The organism is Marinobacterium sp. BA1 (assembly GCF_041155135.1).
GTDB classification, from domain to species: Bacteria; Pseudomonadota; Gammaproteobacteria; order Pseudomonadales; family Balneatricaceae; genus Marinobacterium; species Marinobacterium iners.
This window is the reverse complement of the sequence record NZ_BAAFHC010000001.1, coordinates 2445535-2471668: the sequence shown is the minus strand read 5'-3', so window position 1 is coordinate 2471668 and position 26134 is coordinate 2445535. Positions and strand designations below refer to the sequence as shown.

26 protein-coding genes and 1 tRNA gene are annotated in these 26134 nt (G+C 52.2%); 10 read left to right on the top strand and 17 right to left on the bottom strand.

The features are described 5' to 3' along the window. Positions 1-12 precede the first annotated feature (12 nt). The 3 genes from ACAM29_RS11940 (at position 13) to ACAM29_RS11930 (ending at position 3841) form a co-directional block, all read left to right on the top strand. Positions 13-984 carry a glycosyltransferase family 2 protein gene (locus tag ACAM29_RS11940; protein ID WP_369624271.1) on the top strand — a complete coding sequence of 324 codons (972 nt, stop codon included), beginning with the start codon at positions 13-15 and terminating at the stop codon, positions 982-984. Between the two features lie 4 nt (positions 985-988). Next, positions 989-2746 carry an ArnT family glycosyltransferase gene (locus ACAM29_RS11935; protein ID WP_369624270.1) on the top strand — a complete coding sequence of 586 codons (1758 nt, stop codon included), beginning with the start codon at positions 989-991 and terminating at the stop codon, positions 2744-2746. Between the two features lie 84 nt (positions 2747-2830). Further along, positions 2831-3841, top strand: coding sequence for an acyltransferase (locus tag ACAM29_RS11930; RefSeq protein WP_369624269.1), 1011 nt, complete (start codon positions 2831-2833; stop codon positions 3839-3841). Positions 3842-3881: 40 nt separating this feature from the next. Here the strand turns inward: ACAM29_RS11930 and rfbD are convergent, their stop codons facing one another. Genes rfbD through rfbB form a run of 4 tightly spaced genes read right to left on the bottom strand, consistent with a single transcriptional unit; the run spans position 3882 to position 7289 of the window. After that, positions 3882-4748, bottom strand: a complete 867-nt coding sequence (gene rfbD / locus ACAM29_RS11925) for a dTDP-4-dehydrorhamnose reductase (protein WP_369624268.1) — start codon at positions 4746-4748, stop codon at positions 3882-3884. Between the two features lie 23 nt (positions 4749-4771). Beyond that, the gene (rfbC, locus tag ACAM29_RS11920; RefSeq protein WP_369624267.1) at positions 4772-5344 is read right to left on the bottom strand and encodes a dTDP-4-dehydrorhamnose 3,5-epimerase; all 573 of its coding nucleotides are present in this window, start codon (positions 5342-5344) and stop codon (positions 4772-4774) included. Then, positions 5341-6225 carry a glucose-1-phosphate thymidylyltransferase RfbA gene (gene rfbA / locus ACAM29_RS11915; RefSeq protein WP_369624266.1) on the bottom strand — a complete coding sequence of 295 codons (885 nt, stop codon included), beginning with the start codon at positions 6223-6225 and terminating at the stop codon, positions 5341-5343. The genes rfbC and rfbA overlap by 4 nt, the downstream gene beginning before the upstream one ends. Further along, positions 6222-7289, bottom strand: a complete 1068-nt coding sequence (rfbB, locus tag ACAM29_RS11910; RefSeq protein WP_369624265.1) for a dTDP-glucose 4,6-dehydratase — start codon at positions 7287-7289, stop codon at positions 6222-6224. The genes rfbA and rfbB overlap by 4 nt, the downstream gene beginning before the upstream one ends. Before the next feature lie 178 nt (positions 7290-7467). Here rfbB and ACAM29_RS11905 point away from each other — a divergent pair, with 178 nt between their 5' ends. Next, positions 7468-9363: a trypsin-like peptidase domain-containing protein gene (locus ACAM29_RS11905; protein WP_369624264.1), complete on the top strand. Its 1896-nt coding sequence runs from the start codon at positions 7468-7470 to the stop codon at positions 9361-9363. A gap of 41 nt (positions 9364-9404) precedes the next feature. On the opposite strand, the gene ACAM29_RS11900 is transcribed toward ACAM29_RS11905, so the two are convergent. The 5 genes from ACAM29_RS11900 to rpsU all read right to left on the bottom strand — a co-directional run bounded on the left by ACAM29_RS11900 (position 9405) and on the right by rpsU (position 14160). Beyond that, positions 9405-9481 (bottom strand) — tRNA-Ile (locus ACAM29_RS11900). Between the two features lie 61 nt (positions 9482-9542). After that, the gene (gene rpoD / locus ACAM29_RS11895; RefSeq protein WP_369624263.1) at positions 9543-11399 is read right to left on the bottom strand and encodes an RNA polymerase sigma factor RpoD; all 1857 of its coding nucleotides are present in this window, start codon (positions 11397-11399) and stop codon (positions 9543-9545) included. Between the two features lie 177 nt (positions 11400-11576). Beyond that, positions 11577-13418, bottom strand: coding sequence for a DNA primase (gene dnaG / locus ACAM29_RS11890; RefSeq protein ID WP_369624262.1), 1842 nt, complete (start codon positions 13416-13418; stop codon positions 11577-11579). A gap of 37 nt (positions 13419-13455) precedes the next feature. Further along, on the bottom strand, positions 13456-13899 hold the full coding sequence (locus ACAM29_RS11885; RefSeq protein ID WP_091822209.1) for a GatB/YqeY domain-containing protein: 444 nt from the start codon (positions 13897-13899) through the stop codon (positions 13456-13458). A 45-nt stretch (positions 13900-13944) separates the two neighbouring features. Further along, positions 13945-14160, bottom strand: coding sequence for a 30S ribosomal protein S21 (gene rpsU / locus ACAM29_RS11880; RefSeq protein ID WP_091822206.1), 216 nt, complete (start codon positions 14158-14160; stop codon positions 13945-13947). 183 nt (positions 14161-14343) lie between these two features. Here rpsU and tsaD point away from each other — a divergent pair, with 183 nt between their 5' ends. Next, positions 14344-15372 (top strand): tRNA (adenosine(37)-N6)-threonylcarbamoyltransferase complex transferase subunit TsaD, encoded by a 1029-nt coding sequence (gene tsaD, locus ACAM29_RS11875; protein WP_369624261.1) that lies wholly within the window; start codon positions 14344-14346, stop codon positions 15370-15372. On the opposite strand, the gene plsY is transcribed toward tsaD, so the two are convergent. Continuing rightward, entirely contained in the window at positions 15369-15941 is a 573-nt protein-coding gene (gene plsY / locus ACAM29_RS11870; protein WP_369624260.1) for a glycerol-3-phosphate 1-O-acyltransferase PlsY, read from the bottom strand. The two genes, tsaD and plsY, sit on opposite strands and share 4 nt — an antisense overlap. 144 nt (positions 15942-16085) lie before the next feature. On the opposite strand from plsY, the gene folB reads away from it, so the two are divergent. Together folB and folK are read left to right on the top strand one after the other, a co-directional pair. Then, positions 16086-16442, top strand: a complete 357-nt coding sequence (gene folB, locus ACAM29_RS11865; protein WP_091822198.1) for a dihydroneopterin aldolase — start codon at positions 16086-16088, stop codon at positions 16440-16442. Further along, positions 16442-16966 (top strand): 2-amino-4-hydroxy-6-hydroxymethyldihydropteridine diphosphokinase, encoded by a 525-nt coding sequence (gene folK, locus ACAM29_RS11860; RefSeq protein ID WP_369624259.1) that lies wholly within the window; start codon positions 16442-16444, stop codon positions 16964-16966. The genes folB and folK overlap by 1 nt, the downstream gene beginning before the upstream one ends. Here folK and ACAM29_RS11855 read toward each other — a convergent pair. The 5 genes from ACAM29_RS11855 to ACAM29_RS11835 form a co-directional block, all read right to left on the bottom strand. Beyond that, a complete protein-coding gene (locus ACAM29_RS11855; RefSeq protein ID WP_369624258.1) occupies positions 16952-17689 on the bottom strand; it encodes a pteridine reductase in 738 nt (245 codons plus the stop codon). The genes folK and ACAM29_RS11855 overlap by 15 nt on opposite strands. Before the next feature lie 6 nt (positions 17690-17695). Further along, a complete protein-coding gene (locus ACAM29_RS11850; RefSeq protein WP_369624257.1) occupies positions 17696-18841 on the bottom strand; it encodes a hypothetical protein in 1146 nt (381 codons plus the stop codon). Continuing rightward, complete coding sequence (gene glpE / locus ACAM29_RS11845) at positions 18817-19134, bottom strand: thiosulfate sulfurtransferase GlpE (RefSeq protein WP_206839211.1); 318 nt, start codon at positions 19132-19134, stop codon at positions 18817-18819. Before glpE ends, ACAM29_RS11850 begins: the two co-directional genes overlap by 25 nt. Before the next feature lie 3 nt (positions 19135-19137). After that, on the bottom strand, positions 19138-19959 hold the full coding sequence (locus ACAM29_RS11840; RefSeq protein WP_369624256.1) for a symmetrical bis(5'-nucleosyl)-tetraphosphatase: 822 nt from the start codon (positions 19957-19959) through the stop codon (positions 19138-19140). A gap of 142 nt (positions 19960-20101) precedes the next feature. Next, positions 20102-20743: a TorF family putative porin gene (locus tag ACAM29_RS11835; protein ID WP_354409748.1), complete on the bottom strand. Its 642-nt coding sequence runs from the start codon at positions 20741-20743 to the stop codon at positions 20102-20104. Positions 20744-21086: 343 nt separating this feature from the next. Here ACAM29_RS11835 and ACAM29_RS11830 point away from each other — a divergent pair, with 343 nt between their 5' ends. From ACAM29_RS11830 to ACAM29_RS11820, 3 genes are all read left to right on the top strand, one after another. Further along, positions 21087-21395 carry a hypothetical protein gene (locus ACAM29_RS11830; RefSeq protein WP_369624255.1) on the top strand — a complete coding sequence of 103 codons (309 nt, stop codon included), beginning with the start codon at positions 21087-21089 and terminating at the stop codon, positions 21393-21395. A gap of 22 nt (positions 21396-21417) precedes the next feature. Then, entirely contained in the window at positions 21418-23484 is a 2067-nt protein-coding gene (locus ACAM29_RS11825; RefSeq protein ID WP_369624254.1) for a putative bifunctional diguanylate cyclase/phosphodiesterase, read from the top strand. Between the two features lie 62 nt (positions 23485-23546). Further along, the gene (locus ACAM29_RS11820) at positions 23547-24797 is read left to right on the top strand and encodes an MFS transporter (protein ID WP_139253865.1); all 1251 of its coding nucleotides are present in this window, start codon (positions 23547-23549) and stop codon (positions 24795-24797) included. 68 nt (positions 24798-24865) lie between these two features. On the opposite strand, the gene ACAM29_RS11815 is transcribed toward ACAM29_RS11820, so the two are convergent. Together ACAM29_RS11815 and ACAM29_RS11810 are read right to left on the bottom strand one after the other, a co-directional pair. Then, entirely contained in the window at positions 24866-25507 is a 642-nt protein-coding gene (locus tag ACAM29_RS11815; protein ID WP_369624253.1) for a hypothetical protein, read from the bottom strand. 1 nt (position 25508) lies between these two features. Then, positions 25509-26132: a hypothetical protein gene (locus ACAM29_RS11810; protein ID WP_369624252.1), complete on the bottom strand. Its 624-nt coding sequence runs from the start codon at positions 26130-26132 to the stop codon at positions 25509-25511. Positions 26133-26134: the final 2 nt, after the last annotated feature.

The following is a 26134-nucleotide window of genomic DNA, read 5'->3' as shown; positions in this document are numbered from 1 at the left end:
CGGGGAAGTAGAATGAAAATAGCGGTTGCAATTCCCTGCTATAAGGTAAAAAAGCACGTATTGAACGTCATTTCCAGAATACCTGCAATTGTTGATAGGATTTATGCAGTTGATGACGCATGCCCAGAGTCGAGTGGTAAATGGATTGAAGAGCATGGGAATGATCCCAGGTTAGTGGTGCTCTACAATGATGAGAATCAAGGGGTAGGAGGCGCTGTTTTAAAAGCGTATAAAGAGGCCTTGGCAGATGGAATGGATATCATTGTAAAAGTTGATGGTGATGGCCAAATGGCGCCAGAGCTAATCCCTCTCTTTATCAAACCCATCATGAATAGTCAGTGCGACTATACTAAAGGTAATAGGTTCTTCAGATTAGAGTCCTTGGAGAGTATGCCGCGTGTACGACTATTAGGTAATGCGGCGCTTTCATTTATAACCAAAGCAAGTTGCGGCTATTGGAATATAATGGACCCGACCAATGGATATACAGCAATCCATAGCGCAATACTTAGAGAGCTGCCTTTAGAAAAAATATCAAAACGCTATTTTTTTGAAACAGACATGCTGTTCAGATTGAATACAGTGCGTGCTGTTGTACGTGATGTTCCAATGGATTCTTTATATGAAGACGAGAAGTCAAATCTGCATATAAAGACAGTTCTACCCGAATTCATAAAGAATAATATGAAACGTCTTGTTAAACGTTACGGGTATAGCTATTGGCTTCGGGATTTTAATATTGCATCAATATACAGTGTTCTGGGTGCCTTACTGCTTTGCATTAGTGCAATATTTGGTGGATATCATTGGTTAATTGGTAATCTGAATAATGAGCTAAACTCCAGTGGCACAGTAATGCTCGCTGCTTTACCTGTTATCATAGGATTCCAGTTTTTAATTGCTTTCCTTCAATTTGACATGGCTAATGTTCCATCAGAGCCACTGGCGCCTCAACTAGATTCTGAAATCGCAGAAAAGAATTAATCTGATGGCTGATTTTATCCGGACTAAAAATAATATATATTGGATTAGTGCATTAGTTCTATGCTGCATATATCTGATGTTTAAGATTTTAAATTCCGCCGATTATACGATTGATTATCCTGATACATCAACAACGTATTTACCTCTTGCTGATTTTTTTCTTCAAGATCCTTTAGCGGCTCTACGATCTGAGAAAGCAATTACGGTCGCACCGGGAAGTTATATATATATGGCTCTTCTTGGTGCAGAAAAGGAAAATATATTAATCGCCAATATGATACTGGCAATAATTTCCGTTTTTATAATATTCGACACGGTTCGTAGGCTATTCAACAAGAAAAGCGCGTTGTTGGCTGCTCTTTTTTATGCTGTATCACCAACTCTTACAGAGGTAGTTGTCCCTGTATTGAGCGAGCCGCCGTATGTTTTCTTTACCTTAGTGTGGATCTGGTCTCTTTCATTAATATATACATATCCTGATAAAAGATGGCCTGTGGTCCTGTCGGGTGTATCATTGTTTCTCTCTATTATTACGAGAGGTATATTCTTTTATTGGACTATTGCAGCATTATGCATATGTGCAGCGATGTATTTTTTAGCAAAGAGGGCTGATGTAAAAAAATTCGCTGTGCGTGTTGCTTTTTCACATGTTATTACTGCTGTGGGTCTGTCTGCAGTCGTTGTACATAATGACTATTTCTTTAATACACCAATGATAGCAACAGGCAGTGGTGCAGCTCTGTATTTTGGGAATGATGTTGTAACTCACGGTTATGAGCCTCAGTATGTTGGCTTGTTACATCAAGAGTGGATGATAATAGATGGGAAAAAATCACATTTGGCACCCGAAAATGATGCTCGTTTGAAATATGCTGCTTTAGAAAGAGTAAAAGATACACCTCTAAAAGAATTAGCCATTTTTTATATTAATAAGTTAGGCGTTAATTTGTTTTTCAGTAAAGAGCATCTTAATGATTATATACTTAACAAGCGAACATTACGCATCTCGTTGATCATTCTGGCATTATATGGATGTTTTATTCTTTTCCATAATCCTGTTGTTGTTATGTATTTTTTTATAACAGCATACGCCGTGGCAGTCTTGATACCTGTCATGTATAACCAGCGTTACAGTATTGGTAACATAGATTTACTATTGGTGATAATGGCCGGAATGGGTACCGCTGTATTATTTTCAAAATCATTCAAAACTATAGTTTTCGTTTTTACCCTCATATTCTTATTATCTGCAATTGGGGGGCTTCATATGGCCTACAGCCATCCTCTTGTGCCTAATACAAGCAACCGCCATGTCAAAATGGCTTTGTTGGCAGATGAAAATAGTATTGGTTTCAATGGATTGGAGGGGAATCCATTTATAGATACGGTGCATACTATCGATAATGAGGCGTCAATCACATGGAGTAGCTTTGATGACAGAAAAAAAGGGGGAGTCCCCATTCTCCAAATTGACATTGAGACACTCGATAGTCGCTGTAGGAAGGTTTATTTTAAATATACAGCGGATGGTATTGCCCCGAGAGTCGAAAGTCTGCGTTTGGATGGCTTTAATAGTCCGGGTTTGCTGAATTTTGGGACGCAGCCATTTGATAGATTAGGTCACAAGAATGGTTCTATTACAGTGACGTTCGAATGCCCAATAGCTACAGAAATGAAGTTTAATAGTATGGCCCTGTACTTGTCACAGGCGGGAAGATACTATCGTGAAAGGCTCCCTGAAGAGCTTAAAGTAATTAGATGACTACGTGTGCAATGGATTCTTCATGGCTTGATCAAACCTTCCAGTCTTTAGGCTACACATAATTCTCAAAAGAGGCTTTCAGTGGTGCAAGAGAGAGTTTTTTGGCCCGACCTTGTTCGGTGTTTCGCTATTTTTCTTGTCGTGGTTGTACATACAAGCTCTCCTGTTGTACTCAGCTTTTCTGAGGTCGAGCCTAGAGACTGGCTGCTGGCCAATGCATTCGACTCATTTGCCAGGGTTTCTGTTCCACTTTTTTTCATGATCTCAGGGTATCTGGTTTTAAATAAAGACTATAATTTCATTTCGAATATATTTCGTGTCACCAAAAGAGTTTTGATTCCGCTTATCTTTTGGTCGTTTTTCTATATCTCATATGCGGCTACCGAATATGGATTAAGTTATTTTATAGAATATGATTATATGAGCTTACTTAAGTCCCCAGCTCAATATCATCTCTGGTTTCTGTATGATATTTTCTTTCTATATTTGCTGATTCCTTTCATGAAGGCATTTATTGAAAAAAAATTAGTGATATATTTTATGGTGTTTTGGTTTTCTAAAGAATTTTTAGGTTTCATGTCTGTAGATGTATACTGGCGATTTGATCCTATATCAAAATTTGCTGGTTATATGCTTATTGGATATTATATTGGTAATATAAAAGAAATTTCATTTAGAATTAAGGCTTCTTGTTTTATATTTTTCTTTGTATGTTTTTTGATAACATTTATTAAAACATACCAGCTTTCGTTTGAAGCAGGTGAGTTTGTTAAAAAATATTACTCCTATCGATCACCCAATGTTATGATTATGTCGATTTGTTTATTTATCTTATTCAAAGATGCTGACATGCGTTCGTGTGTCATGAAGACTTTTATCACGAAGATAAGTAAGTATGCCCTCGGGATATATGGGATACACGTGCTTGTGATTCACTTGCTTTCGATAGGGAGCTTTGGCTTCAGTATTTCTGCCATGGGATATGGTGGTAGTGGATTGGCATTAATTGTATCTATTCTGTCTGTTTTTATTGTGTCTTTCTTGGTTGTTATGCTTTTGGGAAGAATTAAAATTGTAAAGAATATACTTGGATGATTATTTAGTTAAAGTTGCATCAATACAATGTACAGATCTGTTATGGCTCATGTTTATTAGTGAGCATTTTGATCAACTCGCTACGCCAGTGCGGGATTTCAATCGCCAGTTGTTCACTGATTTTACGCTTGTCTAAAACACTGAAGGCAGGGCGCTTGGCAGGAGTCGGGTACTCCTTTGAAGGGATTGGGTATATACGACAATCAAGGTTTGCCAACTCCATAATGCTACAGGCAAAGTCGTACCAACTGGCTACACCCTCTTGGCTATAGTGGAATATTTCACCTGAATACCTTCCAGCTTCTTTTGAAAGTGCCAACTGAATGACCGCTTCTGCCAGTGCAGCCGCATGGGTTGGTGTCCCGATCTGATCGTTGACGACATTTAAAGACGGTCTGCTGGCACCAAGCTTAAGCATGGTTTTTACAAAGTTATTTCCGTAACGGGAATAAACCCATCCAGTGCGTACAATTGCGCTGTTGCCATGTGCGGCGACGACTGCTTCTTCGCCACGGCATTTGGTGGTCCCGTACACCCCCAGAGGGCGTGTATTGTCGGTTTCAGTCCAGGGGCGGCAGTGGTCGCCATCGAACACATAATCAGTTGAAACATGTAGCAGGCGTGTACCGCTGCTGGCAGCAATATCGGCCAGTTGTTTTACGGCTTTGTGATTGATCTGGTCAGCCAACTCCGGCTCGTCTTCTGCTTTGTCTACTGCTGTATAGGCCGCAGCGTTGATGATGATGTCGTAGTGGTGCTGACGAAACCACGCGTCAATGCTGGCCGGGTTGGAAAGGTCGAGCTGGTGTCTCCCGGTGAAAGTGAACTGATGATCCGGGTAGTATTCATGCAACGCATGGAGTTCCTGGCCCAGTTGTCCAGATTGTCCGGTAATCAGTATTTTCATCGGGGACTGGCTCCGTGAGTGACTCAATAAAATGAAGTGTTGATGTCAAACAGATTGTCAGCCTGGCTGAGTGTGGGCTGCTTACGATCCTTATTTGACAATATCAGGCTGTCTGCGGGCAATTGCCAGTCGATGCCAAGGGCGGGGTCGTCAAATGCAACGCCACGATCGTGATCGGGCGAGTAATAGTTATCCACCTTGTAGCTGAATATTGCACTCTCGCTGAGCACGACAAAGCCATGGCCAAAGCCACGCGGAATAAACAGTTGATGTTTGTTGTCGCCGCTGAGCTGAACGGCCAGGTGATGGCCGAAGGTGGGGCTGCCACGTCGCAGGTCAACGGCGACATCCAGCACTTCACCCTCGATCACGCGCACCAGCTTGCTCTGGGCAAAAGGCGGCAGTTGGAAATGCAGGCCACGCAGTACACCGCGTGACGAACGTGACTCGTTATCCTGGATGAATGCAACCGGGTGGCCCAATGCGGCTTCCAGCTGGTCCTGGCGAAAGGTTTCAACGAAGTAGCCACGGGCATCGCCATGTACCTTGGGTTTGATCAGAAACAGGCCCTCTATCTCTTGCGGCTCAATGATCATACCTTGGCAACTCCCGCACGCTGAAGCAGATATTGGCCATACTGATTCTTGAGAAGTGGCTTTGCCAGGTCAAGCAGCTGCTCACGGCTGATGTAACCCATCTCGTATGCGATTTCTTCAAGACAGGCAATTTTCAGACCCTGGCGTTTTTCAATCGTTTCGATGAATGAAGATGCTTCCAGCAGACTTTCATGGGTGCCGGTATCGAGCCAGGCGAAACCTCGGCCCATCAGCTCGACCTTCAGGCGCTGCTCTGCCAGGTACATCTGATTTACGCTGGTGATTTCCAGCTCACCGCGATTGGAGGGTTTGACATCGATCGCCTTTTGCACCACGTCATTCGGGTAAAAATAGAGCCCTGTAACAGCATAATTGGACTTGGGCTGTGTTGGTTTCTCTTCAAGGCTGATCACATTGCCCGCTGCGTCGAATTCGGCTACACCGTAGCGTTCCGGGTCAGTGACATGGTAGCCGAAAACGGTTGCCTTGCTTTCGTCACGTGCACTGTTTACAGCACGTTGCAGCATTTCAGTCAGTGAGTGTCCGTAGTAAATGTTATCACCCAGTACAAGGCAGACGTCATCGCTGCCAATGAAATCCTTACCCAGGATAAAGGCTTGTGCGAGGCCATCCGGTGACGGCTGTACAACATATTCAAAACGTATCCCCAGTTCGTTGCCGTCGCCTAGCAGGCGTTGAAAGCTGGCCTGGTCCTCTGGGGTTGTAATGATCAGGATTTCGGTGATGCCCGCCATCATCAAGACCGAAATGGGGTAGTAGACCATGGGTTTGTCGTACAGGGGGACCAGTTGTTTTGAGACCCCTTTGGTAATCGGGTAGAGGCGGGTGCCGCTGCCGCCGGCCAGTACTATGCCTTTCATACTGTTTCTCCAATCCGTTCCAGTTGGTAACGCCCGTCCAGGACTCTTTGCCACCAGTTGCGGTTGTTCAGATACCAGATAACGGTCTCGCGAAGACCTTGTTCGAAGGTGTGCGCGGGTACCCAGCCAAGTTCGCGCTCAATTTTGCTGGCATCAATGGCATAGCGTACGTCATGGCCGGGGCGATCGGTTACGAAGGTAATCAGGTCGTGGTAACCCTGTTCGGACTGGGGCCTGGTCTCGGGTGCAAGTTCTTCCAGAAGTGTGCATATGGCACGTACCACTTCAATATTGGCCACTTCATTGTGGCCACCTATGTTGTAGGTCGATCCGGGCTTGCCCTGCTCAAGGACCTGGCACAGGCCGCGAGCATGATCTTCTACGTGTAACCAGTCTCTGATCTGCTTGCCGTCACCGTATACCGGAAGAGGCTTACCACTGATGGCGTTGAGGATCATGTGCGGAATAAGTTTTTCCGGAAACTGGCAAGGACCATAATTGTTGGAGCAGTTCGTGATCAGAATGGGCAAGCCATATGTACGCTGCCACGCCCGGACCAAGTGGTCGGAGCTTGCCTTGCTGGCCGAGTAGGGCGAGCTGGGATTGTATGGTGTTGTTTCTGTGAACAGGTCATCGGTTCCGTGCAGGTCACCGTATACTTCATCCGTGGATATATGGTGAAAGCGGAAAGCGTTTTTTCGGTTATCTTCAAGGCTCTGCCAATACTCACGGCAGACCTCCAATAGGGTGTAAGTCCCTACAATATTGGTTTCAATGAAAGCTGAGGGGCCTGAAATGGAGCGGTCCACGTGACTTTCCGCTGCAAGGTGCATGATACAATCGGGCTGATGCTTCGCGAAGATTGCGTGCATGGCACCATGGTCGCATATATCCGCTTGCACGAATTCATATCGATCAGAACCGGATGCTTCGAGGAGAGACTCCAGATTTCCGGCATACGTCAGCTTGTCAACATTGATGACAGAGTGCTCGGTATTTGAAATCATGTGACGTATAACCGCCGAGCCGATAAAGCCGGCTCCACCAGTAATCAGAATTTTCATCTGCTCTCTCAGATATTGGCCTGAAGGGGTCGTGCTCTTTGTGTCATTCGAGCTGGATCAAAGGCCTCAATTCTACACTTGCCGGGACCTTGGGACCAGCAGGCTGAAATCGGGAGCAAGTGTTGACTATTGAGACGGGGTTGATAACCATCGTCGTTTTTTGAGGCAGAGGTTGGAAATGTTGCAAAAGGCAGTCAGGGTGCTCGCCATTTTGATGGTAGCGGTAATGTGGCACGTAGGTGCTCAGGCTGCTGGGTCATACAACACCGTTAGAGTGGGGGCGCTCGAAGCCCGGGGCGATTTCGAGATTCGACGGGAGGCAGCTCTAGCTGAGTACACACGCAGCGGACGGCACAAAACGATTACACTTGACAAATTAGAGCGGTCTGGTGAGCTGAGGCAGCAGGCCTTGTCACGGCATGGGGCCATTTCGGGCGTACCATTGTCAGCCGGCATTGGCAGGACTGTTAATGCCACACGTAACCAGAAACTGTTCGGTCAACTCCTGGACTGGGAAACGATGCACGATGGCTCGTCACTGGCTGCCATCTCATTTGTGAGTCCTGGGGCTGTTGGAAACAGATTGATTTTACGCGTTTTAAGCATTGACCCTAAAGCCGTTTTTGTTTTCAGAGATGGACATGAGCAGATTATTCATCAGGTAACCGGTCTTGAAGTTCTGGATGCGGTGACGGCTGGAGGTAAACAGGACAGGCTTTTTGCAGGTCCATATATTGATGGTGAAACGTCTATCCTGGAAGTTCTGCTTCCCGCCGGAGTCAGCCCTGATACTGTCAGGTTGGCAGTTCCTGCACTGTCACATATCTTTATTTCACCCCATGACGAAGAGTTCAATTCAAAGGTTGGTGAAAGTTCCAGTTGTCAGATTGACGTTGCCTGTAAGCCTGAATGGAATGATGTTAGCCGTGGTATCGCCAAAATGCTGTACTCGGATACTCGTGATGGATATTCCTATATCTGTACGGGCAATTTGATGAACGATACGCTTAATTCGGCTACTCCTTACTTTTTAACAGCAAATCACTGCATATCAACCCAAGACGATGCATCAACACTGCAAACCTTTTGGTTTTATAAAAGCACCAGTTGTAACTCGCAGGATGCTTCCTCTTCGCTAAAAGTTCTCTATGGTGGCGCTACGCTGCTTGATACTTCCATAGATACAGATAGCACTCTTCTGAAGCTGAATGATGCCCCACCAGCAGGGGTTCAATACTTGGGGTGGTCGACTTCGCTGCCGGCGTATGGAACATCGGTTGGAAGCGTTCATCATCCTTCCGGCGACGTGCAAAAAATTTCCACCGGGGGTATTTATGGGTTTAGTGACTGCCAAATAATCTCTGACGAGGGCGACTTTTCTTGTTTTGATTCAAGCGCGATTTCATCAAATCATATGCAGGTTAAATGGAGTAGTGGAGTAACTGAAGCAGGCAGTAGTGGAGCGGGCTTGTTTCAATCCATTAACGGTAGCCAGTATTTGGTTGGACAGTTGCATGGTGGGTTGTCATCCTGTGCAGCTCCCAGCCGAACTGATTACTACGGCAGTTTTGGGGTTGCTTTCGAAAATGGCCTTTCCACTTGGCTTGATCCTGAGCCTGTGGATGCTTCACGCAGTCCTGTATATCGTTTTTATAATCTGAATTCAGGTTCTCATTTCTTTACCTCTGATGCCGGTGAGAGAAGCTTCGTTATTGCTAATTACCCTTCCTATGTGTATGAAGGTATTGCATTTTATGCGTACAAAAAATCGTTGCCTGATCTTGATTCTGTATACAGATTTTATAATTTTAATACAGGTGCCCATTTTTATACGATCAACCAAGCTGAGCGTGACTATGTGATTGCAAGCTTTGACAGTTATGCTTATGAAGGTGATGCTTGGTATGCATCCAGTGGTGATACGGAGAACGCTACGCCTCTATACCGTTTTTACAATACCAGAACGGCTACTCATTTCTATACGGCTGATCCACGGGAGCGGGACTACGTAATTGCGACCTTCCCTTCATATGTGTATGAAGGTATAGGGTACTATGCGTGGTTGACGGAATAAAACAAAAAGCCCCTGCCAATTGACAGGGGCTTTTCAGAAAATGGTGGGCCTTCCGGGACTTGAACCCAGGACCTGCCGATTATGAGTCGGATGCTCTAACCAACTGAGCTAAAGGCCCCAAAAAGAGCGCCAATGATACCACTTCCGGTCATTGGCGCAATACTATTGAAATGAAGTACTTAGCCTTCGTCGATGAAGGTGCGCAGGTGATCGGAGCGGCTTGGGTGACGCAGCTTGCGCAGGGCCTTGGCTTCGATCTGACGAATACGCTCACGGGTCACGTCGAACTGTTTGCCCACTTCCTCGAGGGTGTGGTCAGTGTTCATGTCGATACCGAAACGCATGCGCAGGACTTTGGCTTCACGCGCGGTCAGACCGGAGAGGATCTCCTTGGTCGCTTCGCGCAGACCTTCGCCAGTCGCGGTGTCGACCGGGGAGGACAGGGTGGTGTCCTCGATGAAGTCGCCCAGGCTGGAGTCTTCGTCGTCGCCGATCGGGGTTTCCATGGAGATCGGCTCTTTGGCGATCTTCAGCACCTTGCGGATCTTGTCTTCCGGCATTTCCATGCGTTCGGCCAGCTCTTCCGGGGTCGCTTCGCGGCCCATCTCCTGTAGCATCTGGCGGGAGATGCGGTTGAGCTTGTTGATCGTTTCGATCATATGCACCGGAATACGGATGGTGCGTGCCTGGTCGGCGATGGAGCGAGTGATCGCCTGACGAATCCACCAGGTTGCATAGGTGGAGAACTTGTAGCCGCGACGGTATTCGAACTTGTCCACCGCCTTCATCAGGCCGATGTTGCCTTCCTGGATCAGGTCGAGGAATTGCAGACCGCGGTTGGTGTACTTCTTGGCAATGGAAATAACCAGACGCAGGTTGGCTTCAACCATCTCTTTCTTGGCGCGGCGGGCATGTGCTTCGCCAATGGACATGGCGCGGTTGACTTCCTTGATGTCAGCCAGGCTCAGGCCTATGGTCTCTTCAATCTGAACCAGTTTGCGCTGCGCGCGCTGCAGATCATACAGGTTACGGCTGATGGCAGCAGCATAGGGCTTGTTGCCGTTGGCTAGTGATTCGAGCCACTCGCTGCTGGTTTCATTGCCCGGGAAGCTTTTGATGAACGCAGGGCGTGGCATTTTGGCTTTCTGGGTGCAGATGCGCATGATGCTGCGCTCCTGCTTGCGGATGCTTTCGATGCAGTTGCGCACACGCTCGACCAGTAACTCATAGTAACGCGGCGACAGCTTGATCGGTGCGAAGGCGTTGCACAGAGCCATTACCGCTTCGGAGATTTCATCCTGGCTGGCATCGCGCTCACGTGCGGCATTCAGGTTGTCCAGGCATTCCTGAATCAGGCCAAAACGCTGACGGGCTTCTTCGGGGTCTGGGCCGCGTTCTTTTTCGTCAGTGCTGGAGTCGCTGTTGTCGCTGTCATCGTCGTCGTCATCATCGTCGTCGCTGCGATCATCATCGTCGTCATCGATATCGACCGGCGCATCGGTTTCATCTTCGGGCACTTCGGCATCGGGGTCGATATAGCCACTGAAGATGTCACTCAGGCGACCCTCTTCCTGCAATACCTGGTTATAGGCATCCAGAATGATGTCAACGCTGCCCGGGAAGCGGGACAGGGCCATCATGACCTCACGGATCCCTTCTTCGATCCGCTTGGCAATGTCGATTTCGCCTTCACGCGTCAGCAGCTCGACCGTACCCATCTCGCGCATGTACATACGCACGGGGTCCGTGGTGCGTCCGGCGTCCGATTCTACGGCGGCCAGTGCGGCAACGGCCTCTTCATCGGCTTCATCGGCCGAGTCACCGCCTGTCAGCAGAAGATCTTCGGCATCCGGTGCTTCTTCAGCAACGCGGATACCCATGTCGTTGATCATGCGAATGATGTCTTCGACCTGATCCGGGTCGGCGATATCTTCCGGCAGGTGATCGTTAACCTCGGCATAGGTGAGATAGCCCTGCTCTTTACCCCGGGCGATCAGTTCCTTTAGACGAGACTGCTGTTGGGATTTGTCTGACATAGAGCCCCTGCGACGAATGAATGCTGGTGTGACGGATGGCGTAAAAATAAGCGCAGTATTATACCTGTTTGCCGACGTTGCGGCTACAGCTGGTCTTTACTGCACTGCAGGCATATACCTGAGTTGGTATGAGAATAGACCAGAAATCAGATGCTTGCAGAAAAAAGCAAAAAACCTTCATGGTTGGCGGCTTTGCAGTAGCTGCTGCAGTTCACGTTTCTCATCATCGGTTAATGGGGCCTGACGCGATTTTTTCAAGAGCTGGTCAAGCAAAGTCTCATGGCGACGGCCCAACAGGCGGTTGAGAGTGTCCTCCAGCAGGCGTGCAGCGTCCACATCACCCATCACCGGGTCCAGGTGTGAGATCTCATTCAGCAACATCAGATCGGCGCGATGGTCGGGGTCGTCCTGCCAGTCTACCAGCAGTGTGCCGAGAGAGCCTTCAGGTTCCTGCTGTAAATAATGCAGCAGTCGGATCAGTACGCCGATGTTGGTTTCACTAATGCTGACAAAGTCGGCCGCTGGTGCTGTAGAGCGAGCCAGATCCGGTCGGTGCAGCAGGATGGAGATGGCCTGATTGACCAGATTGCGATGCTCGCTTTGGGTTGGTTTGTTGCGTACAGGTGCTGGTCGTATTTGCTGGTAAGGGTTGGGCGTGGAAGCCGGCTGCGAGGCTTTCTCTGCACTGATTGGTGCTGGCGTGCTGGTTGCCTGGTGCAGGTCGATAACGCTGCTGATCTGTTCCAGTGACAGCCCGGTGATTTCACAGATGCGATCCAGCATCATTTGCTTCAACAGGCTGGGCTGCATCGACTGGATGAGCGGCAGAGCCTGGTTGCTGAAACGGGCGCGGCCATCCATGCTGCTCAAATCGGCTTCATCTGACAGTTGGCGGAAGAAGAACTCACTCAGCGGCAGGGCTTGACTTACTCGCTGGGAAAAAGCCGTTTCGCCTTCGCGGCGAACCAGGGTGTCGGGATCTTCGCCATCGGGCAGAAACAGGAAGCGAGCTTCCTGGCCATCACGAATCACTGGCAGTGTAACGCCCAATGCGCGTTGGGCTGCCTGGCGCCCGGCTGCATCGCCGTCGAAGCAGAAGATCACCTCGGGTACGAGCTTGAACAGGCGCTCAAGGTGTTGTGCAGTGGTTGCGGTTCCCAGTGTGGCGACGGACCAGTGGATGCCGTGCTGAGCCAGGCTGACCACGTCCATGTAGCCCTCGACAATCAGCAGTCGTTCCAGCTGATTGCTGTGCTTGCGCGCTTCATACAGGCCGTAGAGTTCACGCCCCTTGTGGAAGGTCGGTGTTTCCGGCGAGTTCAGGTATTTTGGCTTGTCGTCGCCCAGAACGCGTCCGCCGAAGCCGAGTACACGCCCGCGCACATCCCGGATTGGAAACATGATGCGGTCACGAAAACGATCGTAATAGCGTTGCTTGTCTTCGTTGTGGATGACCATGCCGGACTGCTCCAGCAGGGGGGCGGCATTCTCCAGGTGAGCAAAGTGTTGCAACAGATTGTCCCAGCCCGGAGGAGCGTAGCCGATGCCGAAAGCCGCGGCGATCTGGCCGCTGAGGCCTCGCTGCTTCAGGTAGCCGATGGCGCGCTCGCGCTCGGAGGAGCTGCGCAGCATGTCCTGAAAGTAACGGTTGGAGTGCTCCAGCGCTTCAAACTGGCGCTTGATCTCCTGCTCGCGCTGATGGTCGGCAGGTCGACCTTCATCTCGGGGAACGTCGACACCGGCGAGTTTGGCCAGTTCTTCTACAGCTTCGGGGAAGTTGAGACGATCATATTCCATCAGGAAGCCGAGCGCGTTGCCGCCGGCGCCGCAGCCGAAACAATAATAGAACTGCTTGTCGGGGCTTACCGAAAAGGAGGGGCTCTTTTCCTTGTGGAAAGGACAGAGGCCGGAGTAATTCTTTCCGGCGCGCTTGAGTTTTACGCGGCCGTCTATCACGTCAACGATGTTGACGCGTGCAAGGAGGTCGTCGATGAAGTGTTGGGGTATTCGACCTGCCATGTTCGCTCCGCTGAGGACAGGTCAGCGTATGCGGACCTTAGAGTTTTTGCTTCACCAGGCCGGAGATGCTGCCCATGTCGGCGCGGCCTTGAACCTGGGGTTTGACGAGTGCCATCACTTTGCCCATATCCTGCATCGAGCTTGCGCCGGATGCGGCGATGGCGTCATCAATTATCTGAGCGATCTCAGTATCACTGAGTGGCTGCGGCAGGAAAGTTTTAATCACCTCCAGCTCCTGCTGCTCCTTTTCTGCCAGCTCCGGGCGCTCAGCCGCCAGGTACTGGGTAATGGAGTCTTTTCTCTGCTTCTGCATCTTGTCCATCACGGCCAGAATGCGTTCATCGTTGAGCTCAACACGCTCATCGACTTCGACACGCTGTATCTCGGCCTGAATCATGCGGATCGTACCAAGGCGAACCTTGTCCTTTGCGCGCATGGCATCTTTCATCTGTTCTGTCAGTGTACTTTTCAGATCAGACATTCAAGAGGCTCCGGTGGCAGTGAGTTCAGATGCTAAAACGTCAAATCAGTACAGACGTACGCGGCGTGAAGTTTCGCGCTGCAGCTTCTTGGCATGACGCTTAACGGCAGCAGCAGCCTTACGCTTGCGAACGGAAGTGGGCTTTTCATAGCATTCACGACGACGTACTTCAGCCAGGATGCCGGCTTTTTCGCAAGAACGCTTGAAACGACGCAGAGCAACGTCAAACGGCTCGTTGTCTTTTACTTTAACCTGAGGCATTCAGAGTCTCCTGAATCTGTAAGGAAATTGGATTTTCTCCCCGCTCGGATCAGGGATCCATGGCAAGAAGGCCGCATATTTTATTAAGCCCGGGCTGTGGTGTAAAGCAAAGACCCGTGAATTTTGCCTCTATCTGAAGGATAATGCCGTCCATATTGCAACTGCGTTGTCGAAGAGGCTGTTATGCGAGTGCTGGGAATTGAGACATCCTGTGATGAAACCGGTGTGGCGGTGTACGACAGCAAGCAGGGATTGCTGTCGGATGCGCTGTATAGCCAGGTCAAAATGCACGCCGAATATGGTGGCGTTGTGCCTGAACTGGCGTCTCGTGACCATGTGCGCAAACTGCTGCCGTTGATCCGCGAAGTGATGGCGAAGGCGGATTTGACGCTGGCCGACCTGGACGGCGTAGCCTACACCTCTGGTCCCGGGCTGATCGGTGCGCTGATGGTGGGCGCTTCAACCGGTCGTGCGCTGGCGCTTGGGCTGGGAGTACCTGCGATTGGGGTGCACCATATGGAAGGTCATCTGTTGGCGCCGATGCTGGAAGAACAGCCGCCGGCCTTCCCCTTTGTGGCACTGCTGGTGTCGGGTGGTCACACACAGCTGGTGCGTGTGGATGGTATCGGTCGTTACGAACTGCTGGGTGAGTCCTTGGATGACGCCGCCGGTGAAGCGTTCGACAAGGCAGCCAAAATGTTGGGGCTTGATTACCCGGGCGGCCCCTTGATCGCCAAACTTGCGCAGCAGGGTGATCGCAGTCGCTACCGTTTTCCACGGCCCATGACCGATCGCCCCGGGCTGGAGTTCAGTTTTTCGGGACTGAAGACCTTTACCCTGAATACGGCTAATGCCGCACGAGATGAGCTGGGCCGGATCGATCCGCAGACATTGGCGGATATCGCCTGTGCGTTTGAGGATGCGGTGGTGGATACGTTGGCGATCAAGTGCAAGCGTGCCCTGCAGCAAACGGGTTTGAAGCAGTTGGTTATTGCCGGTGGGGTCAGTGCCAACCGGAATCTGCGTGAAAAACTGGGTGCCATGGTGCAAAAGGAACGTGCAGAGCTGTTTTACGCTCGCCCCGAATTCTGTACCGATAATGGTGCGATGATTGCATATGCCGGTTGTCAGCGGCTGTTGGCAGGACAGCAGGCTGATCTGACCATCCAGTGCCGACCGCGTTGGCCACTGGATACGCTGGATGTGATTTAAAAGCGGTGTTCTCGACCGTTTATCAGCTTGCGGAGGTTGCTGCTGTGACGCAGCAGCAACAGCAGGCAGGTGATACTGATCGACCAGATCAGTTCGGGCAACAGCAACAGGCAGAGCAGGGGTGTCAGCAGAGCGGTGGCGATGGATGCCAGTGACGAAATGCGGCTCAGTCCAAAAAGGATCCCCCAGCACGCCAGCTGAATCAGTGCCAGAGGCCAGTGCAGTACCAGCATGGCGCCAAGCGTAGTGGCGACACCCTTGCCGCCGCGCAGGCTGCTGAAAAACGGAAACAGATGGCCGCAGACCGCAGCCAGCAAACACCAGCCCTGCAGCTGCAGTGAGGCACCGGACAGCAGAGCCAGCAGCACGGCCAGTGAGCCCTTGCCGAGATCGCCTGCCAGCGTCAGGATGGCGGCTTCTCGGCCACCTGTCCGAAGCACGTTGGTGGCGCCGGGGTTGCCGGAGCCACTCTGGCGAGGGTCTGGCAGCCCCATTGCACGACAGACCAGCACAGCACTTGAAAAAGAGCCGAGCAGGTAGGCGCACAACAGCAGCCAGAATTCAAACATGCAGGATTCCAGACGGGCCAGCATCGATCCTTCGCGGAGTGACTGCCAGCGTGGTAAATTAACAACTGCCTCAAATCAAGCATATACAAGGCGGGTGTCAGCTACAATGCAACTCTGACATGCGCCGTACCGACGGGAGTACAGATGGATATCGTCTACATTCGAGAACTGCAGGTTGAAACCGTTATCGGTATTTACGACTGGGAGCGTGAAGTGCGCCAGACCGTGAGTCTCGATCTGGAGATGGGGACGGATATTCGTGCAGCTGCCGCCACTGAAGATATCGACAGCACTCTCAACTACAAGACTGTAGCCAAGCGGCTGATTGCGTTTATTGGCCAGAGTGAATTCCTGCTGGTCGAGACCATGGCCGAAGAGATCGCTCAGATTGTGCAGGAAGAGTTTAACGTACCCTGGCTGCGGCTGCGCTTGAGCAAGCCTGGCGCCGTACGTGGTGCACGTGATGTGGGGGTGATCATCGAGCGAGGAGAGCGGGGCTGATGCACCGGGTTTACCTCAGTCTGGGCAGCAACATCGAGCGTGAGCACTATATTCGCGCTGCGCTTGATGCATTGAGCCGCCGGTTTGGGCATTTGCAGATTTCGTCGGTGTATGAAAGTGAAGCGGTAGGCTTCAAGGGCGATAACTTCTATAACCTGGTGGTCGGGATTGAAACCGATCTGGATGTGGCCGCGCTCTCGGCCAGCCTCAAACGGATTGAAGATGATAATGGCCGCGAGCGCAGTGGTCCCCGCTTCAGTGGCCGTACGCTCGATATTGATATCCTGACCTACGATGAGTTGACTGAGCCGGTGGCCGGGGTGCAGCTGCCGCGTGACGAAATTCTCAATAACGCCTTTGTGCTGCTGCCGTTGGCCGAAATTGCACCGGATGACCTGCACCCGGTGCTCCAGTGTCCCTATGCCGAGCTCTGGCAGACCTATGATCGGGCGCAGAAATTGTGGCCGATCAATTTCAGTTGGCATGGGCGAGTCATTTCGCGGACAGGTTCAGCTGTAGAGTGAGCGCCCACCGTCCACGGCCAATACCTGTCCGGTAACATAACCGGCCTGAGCGAGGTAAAGCACGGCCTGAGCGATGTCTTCGGGTGAACCGGTGCGGCGCAACAGTGTTTTGGCGAGTACCTGCTCCCGTGCCGCCTCACTCAATGCCGCTTCAGCTTCAGGCCACAGAATGGGCCCTGGAGCGATACCGTTGACTCGCACGTCAGGGGCCAGCTCCTTTGCCAGGGAATGAGTCATCATTTTCAGACCGGCCTTGGCGATGGAGTAGATTGGGTAACCATTCAAGCCGCGCTCGGCATGTATATCCACCAGATTAATGATACAGCCACTGTTGTGTTTCAGCTGCGGGGCCAGCGCAGTGCTCAGGAAGAAGGGAGCACGCAGGTTGCTGTTGATCAGCTGATCCCAGTCGTCCTGGGTCGCCTGATCCACCGGGGTGGGGTAAAAGCTGGAGGCATTGTTGACCAGCAGACCCAAGCGGGTCTCCGTGCCGAGTGTGTCGATCATTCCCTGCAGCTCATCGAGATTGGCCAGATCGCACTGCAATAGTCGACAGCTGTCGCCGCGGCGTTGATTGAGCTGTTCGGACAGTGCGGTAGCAGCTTCGGCCGAATGGCGGTAATGCAGTAACAGATCGTAGCCTGCATCATGCAGACGTTCACAGATGGTAGCGCCGATCCTGAGTGCGGCACCGGTGACCAGTGCCAGCGGACGTGTGCTCATGGCATTTTACTCCTTGTACCGGGCGCAGATTTCGGCCTGCTGTCGGGCCAGCTCCTCTCCCAGAGCCTTGCCGCTGAAGCCCTGCTCAATCAGCGTGCGGGTATCCACTTCAGACAACTGCATCAGCAGCCGCTGCAGAGCGGCTTCCCGCGTTACCGGTATGACGTGGACATGACGGACCAGCTGTAGAAGCGTAGGCATGAGAGCCGGGCGCCTGATCAGGTCCAGTTGTTTCAGCAGCTGTAGCCGTGCGTTGCCGTCCAGCCGGTCAAACTGATACAGACCGTTTACACCCTGGCGCAGTTTCAATGCCAGGTCGCGCATCCGATTGGGTACGCGGTGCTGGCTGCAAAAATTGCCGATAATGTCGCAGGCCTGTTCTGGCAGTATCGACTCGGTGGCCTGATACAGCAGCAGAGCCAGCGCCATGGCTGGTCGTGCGTCGGTATCGGCAATTCCAGACAGACACTGAGCCAATCGATTTGTGTCCAGCCCTTCCAGTTGGGGGAAGAGGCTGCCCAGCGCCCCCGTTTTTTGCAGCAGGGCGAAGTAATGCGCTGGACTGGGAGTGGCCAGCGCGCGCTCTGTCTCTTGCCAGACACGCTCTGGCGTCAGGTGGGCAAGTTCATCCCCGGCGCTGAGTTCGCGCATCAGTGCCAGCGTTTCGTCAGCAACCTGAAAGCCAAGATCGGCGAAGCGGGCATAGAAGCGCGCCACTCGCAGTACTCGCAGCGGGTCTTCACTGAAGGCCGGTGAAACGTGGCGCAGCATCCGCGTCTTGATGTCATCCTGACCGTGCCAGGGGTCGTGCAGCGTGCCGTCTTCCGCTTCCGCGATGGCGTTGACGGTCAGGTCGCGGCGGCGCAGGTCTTCTTCGAGTGTAACATCCGGGCTGGTATGGAACTGGAAGCCGGTATACCCCTTGCCGCTTTTGCGTTCGGTACGGGCCAGAGCGTATTCCTCACCGGTATCCGGATGCAAAAACACAGGAAAATCACGTCCGACCGGTTTAAAACCCCGACCCAGCATCTCGTCAGGGGTGGCACCGACCACCACCCAGTCTCTGTCCTTGACCTCAAGCCCCAACAGTCGATCCCTGACTGCGCCGCCGACCAGATAGATCTGCATCAGCGGCTGCAACGGTCCGGGCACTGTGCGCGCCAGGCTTCAAAACCACCGTCCAGGCTACAGACCTGTTCAAACCCTTGATGTGCCAGATAGGCGGCTGCCGACTGACTGCTGATGCCGTGGTAGCAGCAGACAATCAAGGGCTGGTCAAAGTCTGCCTGTGCAAGGTACTCCGGCAGGTTGTGGTTGCTGAGGTTGGTTGCATCGCGGATGTGAAGCTCGTTGAAGCTGGTTTCATCGCGGATATCGACTACCTGTGCACCCTGGTCGATCAGGTCACAGGCTTCGGTGATGTTGATACAGCGGTACTCACTCACGTGTCAGTCTCCGGGTGTTGGGTGGTCAGTGCAGGGTTGGCTGAACAGCTGGCCATCATCCAGGCGCAGTGCGCTTAGGGCGTTACCCCATACGCAGCCGGTATCGAGCGAGATGCTGCGCTCATTGCGATGATGCCCCAGTGTAGCCCAGTGGCCGTGCAGTTGTATGCGTTTGAGTGGTTTGGCCGGCGGCAGTTCAAACCAGGGGCGAAAACCGTTGGGCGCCTCTTCAGGGCGGCCGCTGGCACTGAATTCCAGCCGCCCTTCGGTCGTGATGAAGCGCATTCGGGTCAAATAATTGGTGATACAGCGCAAACGCGCGGGTCCCTTGAGGTCGTCCTGCCAAAGATCAGGCTGGTTGCCGTACATATTGGCAAAAAAACGTTCGGCTCTGTCGCTTTGGAGCACAGCTTCAAGCTCGGCAGCCAGATTGCGGGCAGTTTTCAGACTCCAGATATGAGGAATGCCGGCGTGGGTCATGACGTAGCCCAGCGACTTGTCATCATGCAGCAGGGGGCGATGCTGCAGCCAGTGCATCAGCTCATCCCGGTCGGGTGCGGCCAGAATCGGTTCCAGTGTGGAGTTTGCTTTCTTTCCGTTGCCATTGTGCAGGGCCAGCAGGTGCAGGTCGTGGTTGCCCAGTACACAGACAGCGCGATCCCCCAAACTTTTGACAAAGCGCAGGCATTGCAGTGAACCGGGACCACGGTTGACCAGATCGCCTGCAAACCAGAGTTGATCCTGGTCGTTGAAGTTGATCTGCTCTAGAAGCTGCATTAATTCGTTATAACAGCCCTGCAGATCACCAATTGCGTAGGTCGCCATTGAGGCTCCAAAACAGTGATACAGGTGGGCATGATAACGGAAGCGGGTACTGATCTGAAACCCGACGGCAGTTGAAAAAAAGAGGCCCCGCAGGGCCCCAAGACAACCTTAGTATGTTCAGTAACGCAGAGGAGATGTCTGATCAGAGATCGAAGGTCTTGCTGATGGTGAAGACAAATTCGGAGTCTTTCTCGCCATCGCCGTCGAGTTCAGTGTCCAACTGTTTGATGAATGCCAGGCTCATGTCCAGGCCCTGAATAGTTGTACCGTAACCGGCTTCAACGTAGTCACCGTCATAGTCTTCACCGAATACACCATAGGTCAGGTAGGCGCCTTCGTATTCACCTGTCAGGCTGAAGAAGGTGTAGTCGGCGTCATCACCTGCGCCGTCAACATTTTCACGGCCAAGGACAAACTGGGCACTCAGAAATTTGTAACCGCCGCCCAGGATGAGTTCATGGTAATCGGATGCATCATCAACAGTGTAGAAGTAGCCAGCGTAGCCTACATCGTAGGTGAAGTCGCCGATTTCACCGGCGTAGCCACCGTAGAGATCGTATTCGATTTCAGCATCGTCCAGCTGAGCACCCCAGGTGCCAACGTAGAAACCATTACCGAAGTCATAGTCAGCACCAGCCATCAGGCTGGCGTTGTTGGAGGTCTGATCAATGCCACGGAACCAGTAGTCACTCATGGCGCCCACGTTGACCGACAGTTCAGCGCTTGCGGCAGCGGATGCAGTCAGCAGGCCGGCAGCGATCAGAGATTTGGTCAGCTTTTTCATCATATTCCCCTTACAGTCTCTTGAAATAGCAAGTCGGGCATTGAGTGCCGCTTGTTGATCCTGTAAAAGCGAAAGCTGTGCCAGTGTTGATAAATACAAATATTTACAATGTGTTACATGGATATGACAATGTTGTGCTCTTGATTTGTGCACCAATAAAACGCACTCGGCTCCAGGAGTGTGCAGCCGTTGGCAATCGTGAGGGCAGGTGATCCAGTTAGAAATGTATTTTGAACAATTCGACACAACCTAAAGGGTTATTGCTTCGCTTTTGATACTAAAGTAGTGTCTTTTCATGGCTGCATTCTCAGTGAGTCGCAGTACGCCCAGCAGGAGATCTCAGTTGAAGATCAACATGCCGGTTACACAACAAGAAGAAACGTTTTCAGATAGTGCTAATATTCTTTCTACTCTGTTGATCGTCTGGACCATGCAACCCTGGCGAGAGCTTGCTGCCGAGGCACAGGTGGCAATTGGTGACCCCGTGGCGCGTTATATCTGCACCGGGCGCCATGATGGGATCGGTTGGGTACAATTGGTGATGAAAATGCTGCGCTCGCAGCGTGATGGACTGGTCGGACGGCACGTATTGCGAGTGGCAACGGACTTTAACGCGCTTGCAGCACAATTCTGGCAGCGCAGTGGCGCTTGACGGAATATAACTGGATTGAGCGATGGATAGACAACAGCAGTTTCTGGATCTGACCGGCGATTTTATTGCCAGTGTCGACAAGCATTACCGGATCGAGTTTATAAACCGCTCCGGCCGTGAGCTGCTGGGAATCGGTCAGGAACATGACCTGAGTGTGCAGCCGCTGCACGTCAGCGACTTTCATACCGAAAGTACCTGGCAGCAGCTGTCTCGCGAAATTTTTCCGCAGGTACTGGAATGCGGTTACTGGGCCGGGGTGGTGAACTTCCGCACCCTTGCGGGACATGAAGTGCCTGTCAGCCTCCGCATTTTGCCTCATCTGGATGAGCATGGTCAGGTAACCGGCCTGACCGGTATAGGCCAGGATCAGCGCTTGAAACGTGCCTTTCAAACCCAGGAAGCAATGGCGGAACGCATTCTGGATAGCACTATTGAAGGTATTATCGTCACGGATGCCGCCGCCCGGATCGAGCGGGTTAACCCGGCATTTACCCAAATCACCGGTTATTCTGCATTGGAAGTGATTGGGCAGACACCCAAATTGCTGCGCTCTAATCATCACGAACAGCCCTTCTATGATGCGATGAACGCGTCGCTGCGACACCACGGCAGTTGGCAGGGGGAGGTCTGGAACCGGCGCAAGAGTGGTGAAGTCTATCTGCAGTGGATGTCGGTCAGTGCACTGAAGAATGATAACGGCGTCGTAACCAATTTTGTTTCCATCTTCCATGACCTTACAGAAATGCGTGCAAAAGAGGCGCAAATCGAGGAGCTGGCATTCACCGATCCGCTCACGGGGATGGGTAACCGCTACAAATTGGTGCAGACGCTTGCCCAGCTGCTGAAACGAAACCGAAAACCCTCTACGAACTCAGCTTTGATTGCCTTGATGTGTATCGACATTGGTCAATTGTCACCGATCAATGATCGCTTTGGCATGCGTGGCGGCGACCAGCTGATCAAACGTCAGGCTGAACGACTGCAGCAACACTTGGGCGACAGGCTCAGTTTTTTTCGTCTGACCGGCGATGAGCTGGTGGCTATTATCAATGACACCCATGACCTGACCGGAATGGCGCGTTATGCCAATGAGTGTATCAGCCAGTTGCAGGTGCCGTTATATCTTGAAGGTGAGACGATTCGCTTGAGTCCTTCGGCAGGGCTGGCGGTTTTTCCCAAAGATGGAGATGATGCCGATACTCTGCTGGCCTGCGCCCAAACAGCGTTGATCGCGGCCAAGCAGGCCGGGCGTGACAGTTATCGTTTCTACGACGAGGCTCTGAGTAACGAATTGCGTCAACGGCTTATGCTGGAGCAACAGCTGAGACAGGCGATTCAGCATGAAACCGGTCTGGGGCTTGAACTCTACCTGCAGCCGAAGGTAAACATCATCGACCGTGCGCTGGTGGGAGCAGAGGTTCTGTTGCGTTGGCAACATCCTGAAAAAGGAATGATCTCGCCGGGCGAGTTTATCCCACTTGCCGAAGAAAGCCGTCTGATCGTTGCGCTTGATCGTTGGGTGTTCAGTCAAAGCTGTGCTTTGCTGCAGCAATGGCAGACTCTGCTGCCCGGATTGCCAAGACTGAGTGTCAACCTGTCGGCACGGCAGCTGCAGGAGCCGGATCTGGTTGATTGGTGTCTGCACACCATCGCACTATATGGTTTGGAGGCGCAACAGCTGGAACTGGAAGTGACCGAGACCGCATTTATCAACCTGGCGGACGATGTTTTGCGACAGCTTGCCGGTTTGCGTGCTGCCGGCTTCAGCCTTGCGCTGGATGACTTCGGGACCGGCTATTCCAGCTTGACCTACCTGAGGCGCCTGCCTCTGGATGTGGTGAAAATCGACCGCAGTTTTGTAGCGGACCTGTGTACCGATGCACGTGCGGCTACCTTGCTTAAAGGCATAATTCAGCTGCTCTCTGAGCTGGAGTTCGGAGTGGTAGCCGAGGGGATTGAAACCGATGAACAGGCCCGATTGCTGCAGGATATAGGATGCAAGACCGGGCAGGGTTTTCTGTTTTATCGGCCCATGCCGGCGAGCGAATTCATGCGGTTGTATGGGGAAAGCTGCTCGGCTGGCAACTGAGCCCCGATGCTTCACCAGCAAGCAGGCTGGTGTAGAATCGAGAGTTTTTTGGACATCGCATCGTGCCGGATACACCTGAAACGCCCAGAGACGAGATAGCCTACCCAGAAGCTTACCGTGATCTTGTCGTCGTGAGTCTTGCCCTGTCACTTGCCATGCTGGCCAACACCATGCTGTTGCTGACGGTGCCTTTCATGGCGTTGGAACTGCAGGTCAGCCCTGCCATGATCGGTCTGATTGTGGCAGCTCCCTACGTCTTGCCTTTGGTGCTGGCCATTCCAATCGGTGGTTTCGTCGGCCGTATGGGTGCCAGAAACATTATTCTGGCCGGGGCCTTGGGTATGTCTGCGGGGCCTTTATGCTCACTGTTCTTCCCCTCCTTGACGGGTCTGCTGGCCAACCAGGTTATTGCCGGCATGTCTAATATGGTACTTATTATTGCCGCCCAGTCATTGGTGTCCGGGCTTGGACAGGGACGAGTGCTTGAGCGCTGTTTCGGCTGGTACACAATGTGTATGTCAGCCGGACAGCTGTTGGGGCCTCTGCTTGCAGGCTATCTGATTGAACACTACTCGCTGCACCTGTCTTTTGCGACCATCGCTTTCATTCCGCTGCTGTCGTTTGTCAGTGCGCTGTTTTTCTCGTCCAGTGCCGGTTATGGTGGAAAAAGTCAGCGTGGCAATGCCAGTTATGTTGCCCAGTGGCGTTTGCTTCGAACCAACCACGGCGTACAGCTGGCGATCATCATGTCGAGTGTGTCGCTGTTTATCATGGGGGCACACGCAGGCTTCATGCCGATCTACCTTGAAGGGCTTGCCATCAGCGCGAGCCTAATCGGTGTACTGCTAAGCCTCAGAGCGCTGACCTCCATGCTGGTGCGATTGGTGATGTCGCGTATGATCGACTGGCTCGGCGGGCGTACCCGCTCGATTCAAATAGGTGTTGTTGTGGTGACGGGGGCGCTGATGCTTACCGGTATGGTGGGTGACCAGGTCGTATTGTTGGCCCTGCTGACCATAGCGATCGGTGTCGCGGGCGGGATATCTCAGCCGCTGTCGATGGTGATTCTGTCCGAAAGCGTCAGCCGTGAGCAGCGATCTCCCAGTCTGGCTACACGACTGATGGGTAACCGACTTGCTCAGGCATCCGCACCCGTTATGGTTGGTTTTCTGGCTGAGCTTTACGGATTTCCGACCGCGTTCGCCCTCTCAGCCGGCATCCTGTTGTTGCTGTTTCTGGTCTGGTCCTGGCGTGTGGGGCTGGGACACGGGTTTACGGTGGACAGGAGGGATGATCTCCCACCTGTCCAGTGATCGATTTCAGGTTGACTGTTGTGTCTCCTTATTTGGTGATGGGGCCAATTTTGTGTTTCGAGTGATTTTCACTGGGTTGAAGTCCCATCTGGCTCAAGTGACCACCTGGCTGCGCCTTGCTTTAACCAAGGCAGAAATCCTTTTAAAAAACGCGTCGTCGAAGGCATGAAGTAGCTGCCATGGTGATAACAGGGGTCCAGAGTGCTGACAATGCGTCGGCCGGGGCCGCTGCTGCTGTCGTCGTAGAGCACAGACCCGCCTTCCACTGCATCGATCAATGATACTGCTCCTTCAGGTATGATCAGGGTGCCGTGGCGGTGCCAAGTGGCGTCGTCCAGGCTGATATACCGGAACAGATCATGTTCGGGTGTGCTCATACGCAGGCCTGAGTCCTCACCTGGCGTGAGCCACCACCAGAAGTTGGTCATGCCAGGTGTCCACTCAACCCCTTTCAGCCATTGCTCACAATGGCTTTCTCCCAGTGCAATGACTGTTTTCCCCTCGGCCAGAAAGTCGGCGATTCGGTTACGAGCAGCGATCAGGTCGGCCGGGTTTTGGCGGCTGGCAATATATAGACAATCTACCTCGGACAAGTCAGCGTCGGGCAGGTCCAGTACGTAGATATTGCGGTCGAAGAACGGCTTGAGTTCTGGATCGTTATAGGTGGCGTGGTGGTAGTAGGTGCCACCATCAACAAAGGCAATACGCATCTTAATGGGCCTCCTCGGTTAATTCGGAAGCGCTGGCACACACCCAGTCCAGCAGCTGGGGAGCGATGCGAGCGGGGCTGGACTTATCGTTCAGGTACATCCACATGGTATTGCCGCTATGCATGAAAACCTGGCCACCTTCGGGGCGTTGCCAGACCCAGTCGATGGGCGACCCATCCTGTTTCAATCGGTGCAGTACCTGTGCATCTACCGGCGGAGGGTTGGCGCCGCGGGCATAGAATCCGGCCACGCCACGGCGAAAACTCAAATCCTGGCAGTCGACCCCGTCAAACACGGGATGCGTATGAACGCGCTCAACCACAAGGTCATCACGTCCGCGTCCTGCTGCCACTTGAAAAGGCTCAAGTCCATCAATCAGGGGATAAACGAGATGGCCATTAAAGACGATGGTGCCGCCAGCATTAAGGCAATCCATCAAGCCGTCTTTCATGCCCAGCAGAGCTTTTTGGTCAATATGGGCTTCAATCAGCAGTACTTGGCTGGCGCGCAGGTCGTCGGCACAGAGATCTCTCACAGAACGCGAGGCTATGCCTCGTGCTTCCAGAGCTTGTACAAAGGCTGGCAGTTCATGCGATATGGCTTGCAGGTGCAAAATGTTCATCATGT

Coding starts and splice junctions, on each gene's coding strand:
- ACAM29_RS11940 (WP_369624271.1), top strand. CDS start 13: ATGAAAATAGCGGTTGCAATTCCCTGCTATAAGGTAAAAAAGCACGTA.
- ACAM29_RS11935 (WP_369624270.1), top strand. CDS start 989: ATGGCTGATTTTATCCGGACTAAAAATAATATATATTGGATTAGTGCA.
- rfbD (WP_369624268.1), bottom strand. CDS start 4,748: ATGAAAATACTGATTACCGGACAATCTGGACAACTGGGCCAGGAACTC.
- rfbC (WP_369624267.1), bottom strand. CDS start 5,344: ATGATCATTGAGCCGCAAGAGATAGAGGGCCTGTTTCTGATCAAACCC.
- rfbA (WP_369624266.1), bottom strand. CDS start 6,225: ATGAAAGGCATAGTACTGGCCGGCGGCAGCGGCACCCGCCTCTACCCG.
- rfbB (WP_369624265.1), bottom strand. CDS start 7,289: ATGAAAATTCTGATTACTGGTGGAGCCGGCTTTATCGGCTCGGCGGTT.
- ACAM29_RS11905 (WP_369624264.1), top strand. CDS start 7,468: ATGTTGCAAAAGGCAGTCAGGGTGCTCGCCATTTTGATGGTAGCGGTA.
- rpoD (WP_369624263.1), bottom strand. CDS start 11,399: ATGTCAGACAAATCCCAACAGCAGTCTCGTCTAAAGGAACTGATCGCC.
- dnaG (WP_369624262.1), bottom strand. CDS start 13,418: ATGGCAGGTCGAATACCCCAACACTTCATCGACGACCTCCTTGCACGC.
- ACAM29_RS11885 (WP_091822209.1), bottom strand. CDS start 13,899: ATGTCTGATCTGAAAAGTACACTGACAGAACAGATGAAAGATGCCATG.
- rpsU (WP_091822206.1), bottom strand. CDS start 14,160: ATGCCTCAGGTTAAAGTAAAAGACAACGAGCCGTTTGACGTTGCTCTG.
- tsaD (WP_369624261.1), top strand. CDS start 14,344: ATGCGAGTGCTGGGAATTGAGACATCCTGTGATGAAACCGGTGTGGCG.
- plsY (WP_369624260.1), bottom strand. CDS start 15,941: ATGTTTGAATTCTGGCTGCTGTTGTGCGCCTACCTGCTCGGCTCTTTT.
- folB (WP_091822198.1), top strand. CDS start 16,086: ATGGATATCGTCTACATTCGAGAACTGCAGGTTGAAACCGTTATCGGT.
- folK (WP_369624259.1), top strand. CDS start 16,442: ATGCACCGGGTTTACCTCAGTCTGGGCAGCAACATCGAGCGTGAGCAC.
- ACAM29_RS11855 (WP_369624258.1), bottom strand. CDS start 17,689: ATGAGCACACGTCCGCTGGCACTGGTCACCGGTGCCGCACTCAGGATC.
- ACAM29_RS11840 (WP_369624256.1), bottom strand. CDS start 19,959: ATGGCGACCTACGCAATTGGTGATCTGCAGGGCTGTTATAACGAATTA.
- ACAM29_RS11835 (WP_354409748.1), bottom strand. CDS start 20,743: ATGAAAAAGCTGACCAAATCTCTGATCGCTGCCGGCCTGCTGACTGCA.
- ACAM29_RS11825 (WP_369624254.1), top strand. CDS start 21,418: ATGGATAGACAACAGCAGTTTCTGGATCTGACCGGCGATTTTATTGCC.
- ACAM29_RS11815 (WP_369624253.1), bottom strand. CDS start 25,507: ATGCGTATTGCCTTTGTTGATGGTGGCACCTACTACCACCACGCCACC.
- ACAM29_RS11810 (WP_369624252.1), bottom strand. CDS start 26,132: ATGATGAACATTTTGCACCTGCAAGCCATATCGCATGAACTGCCAGCC.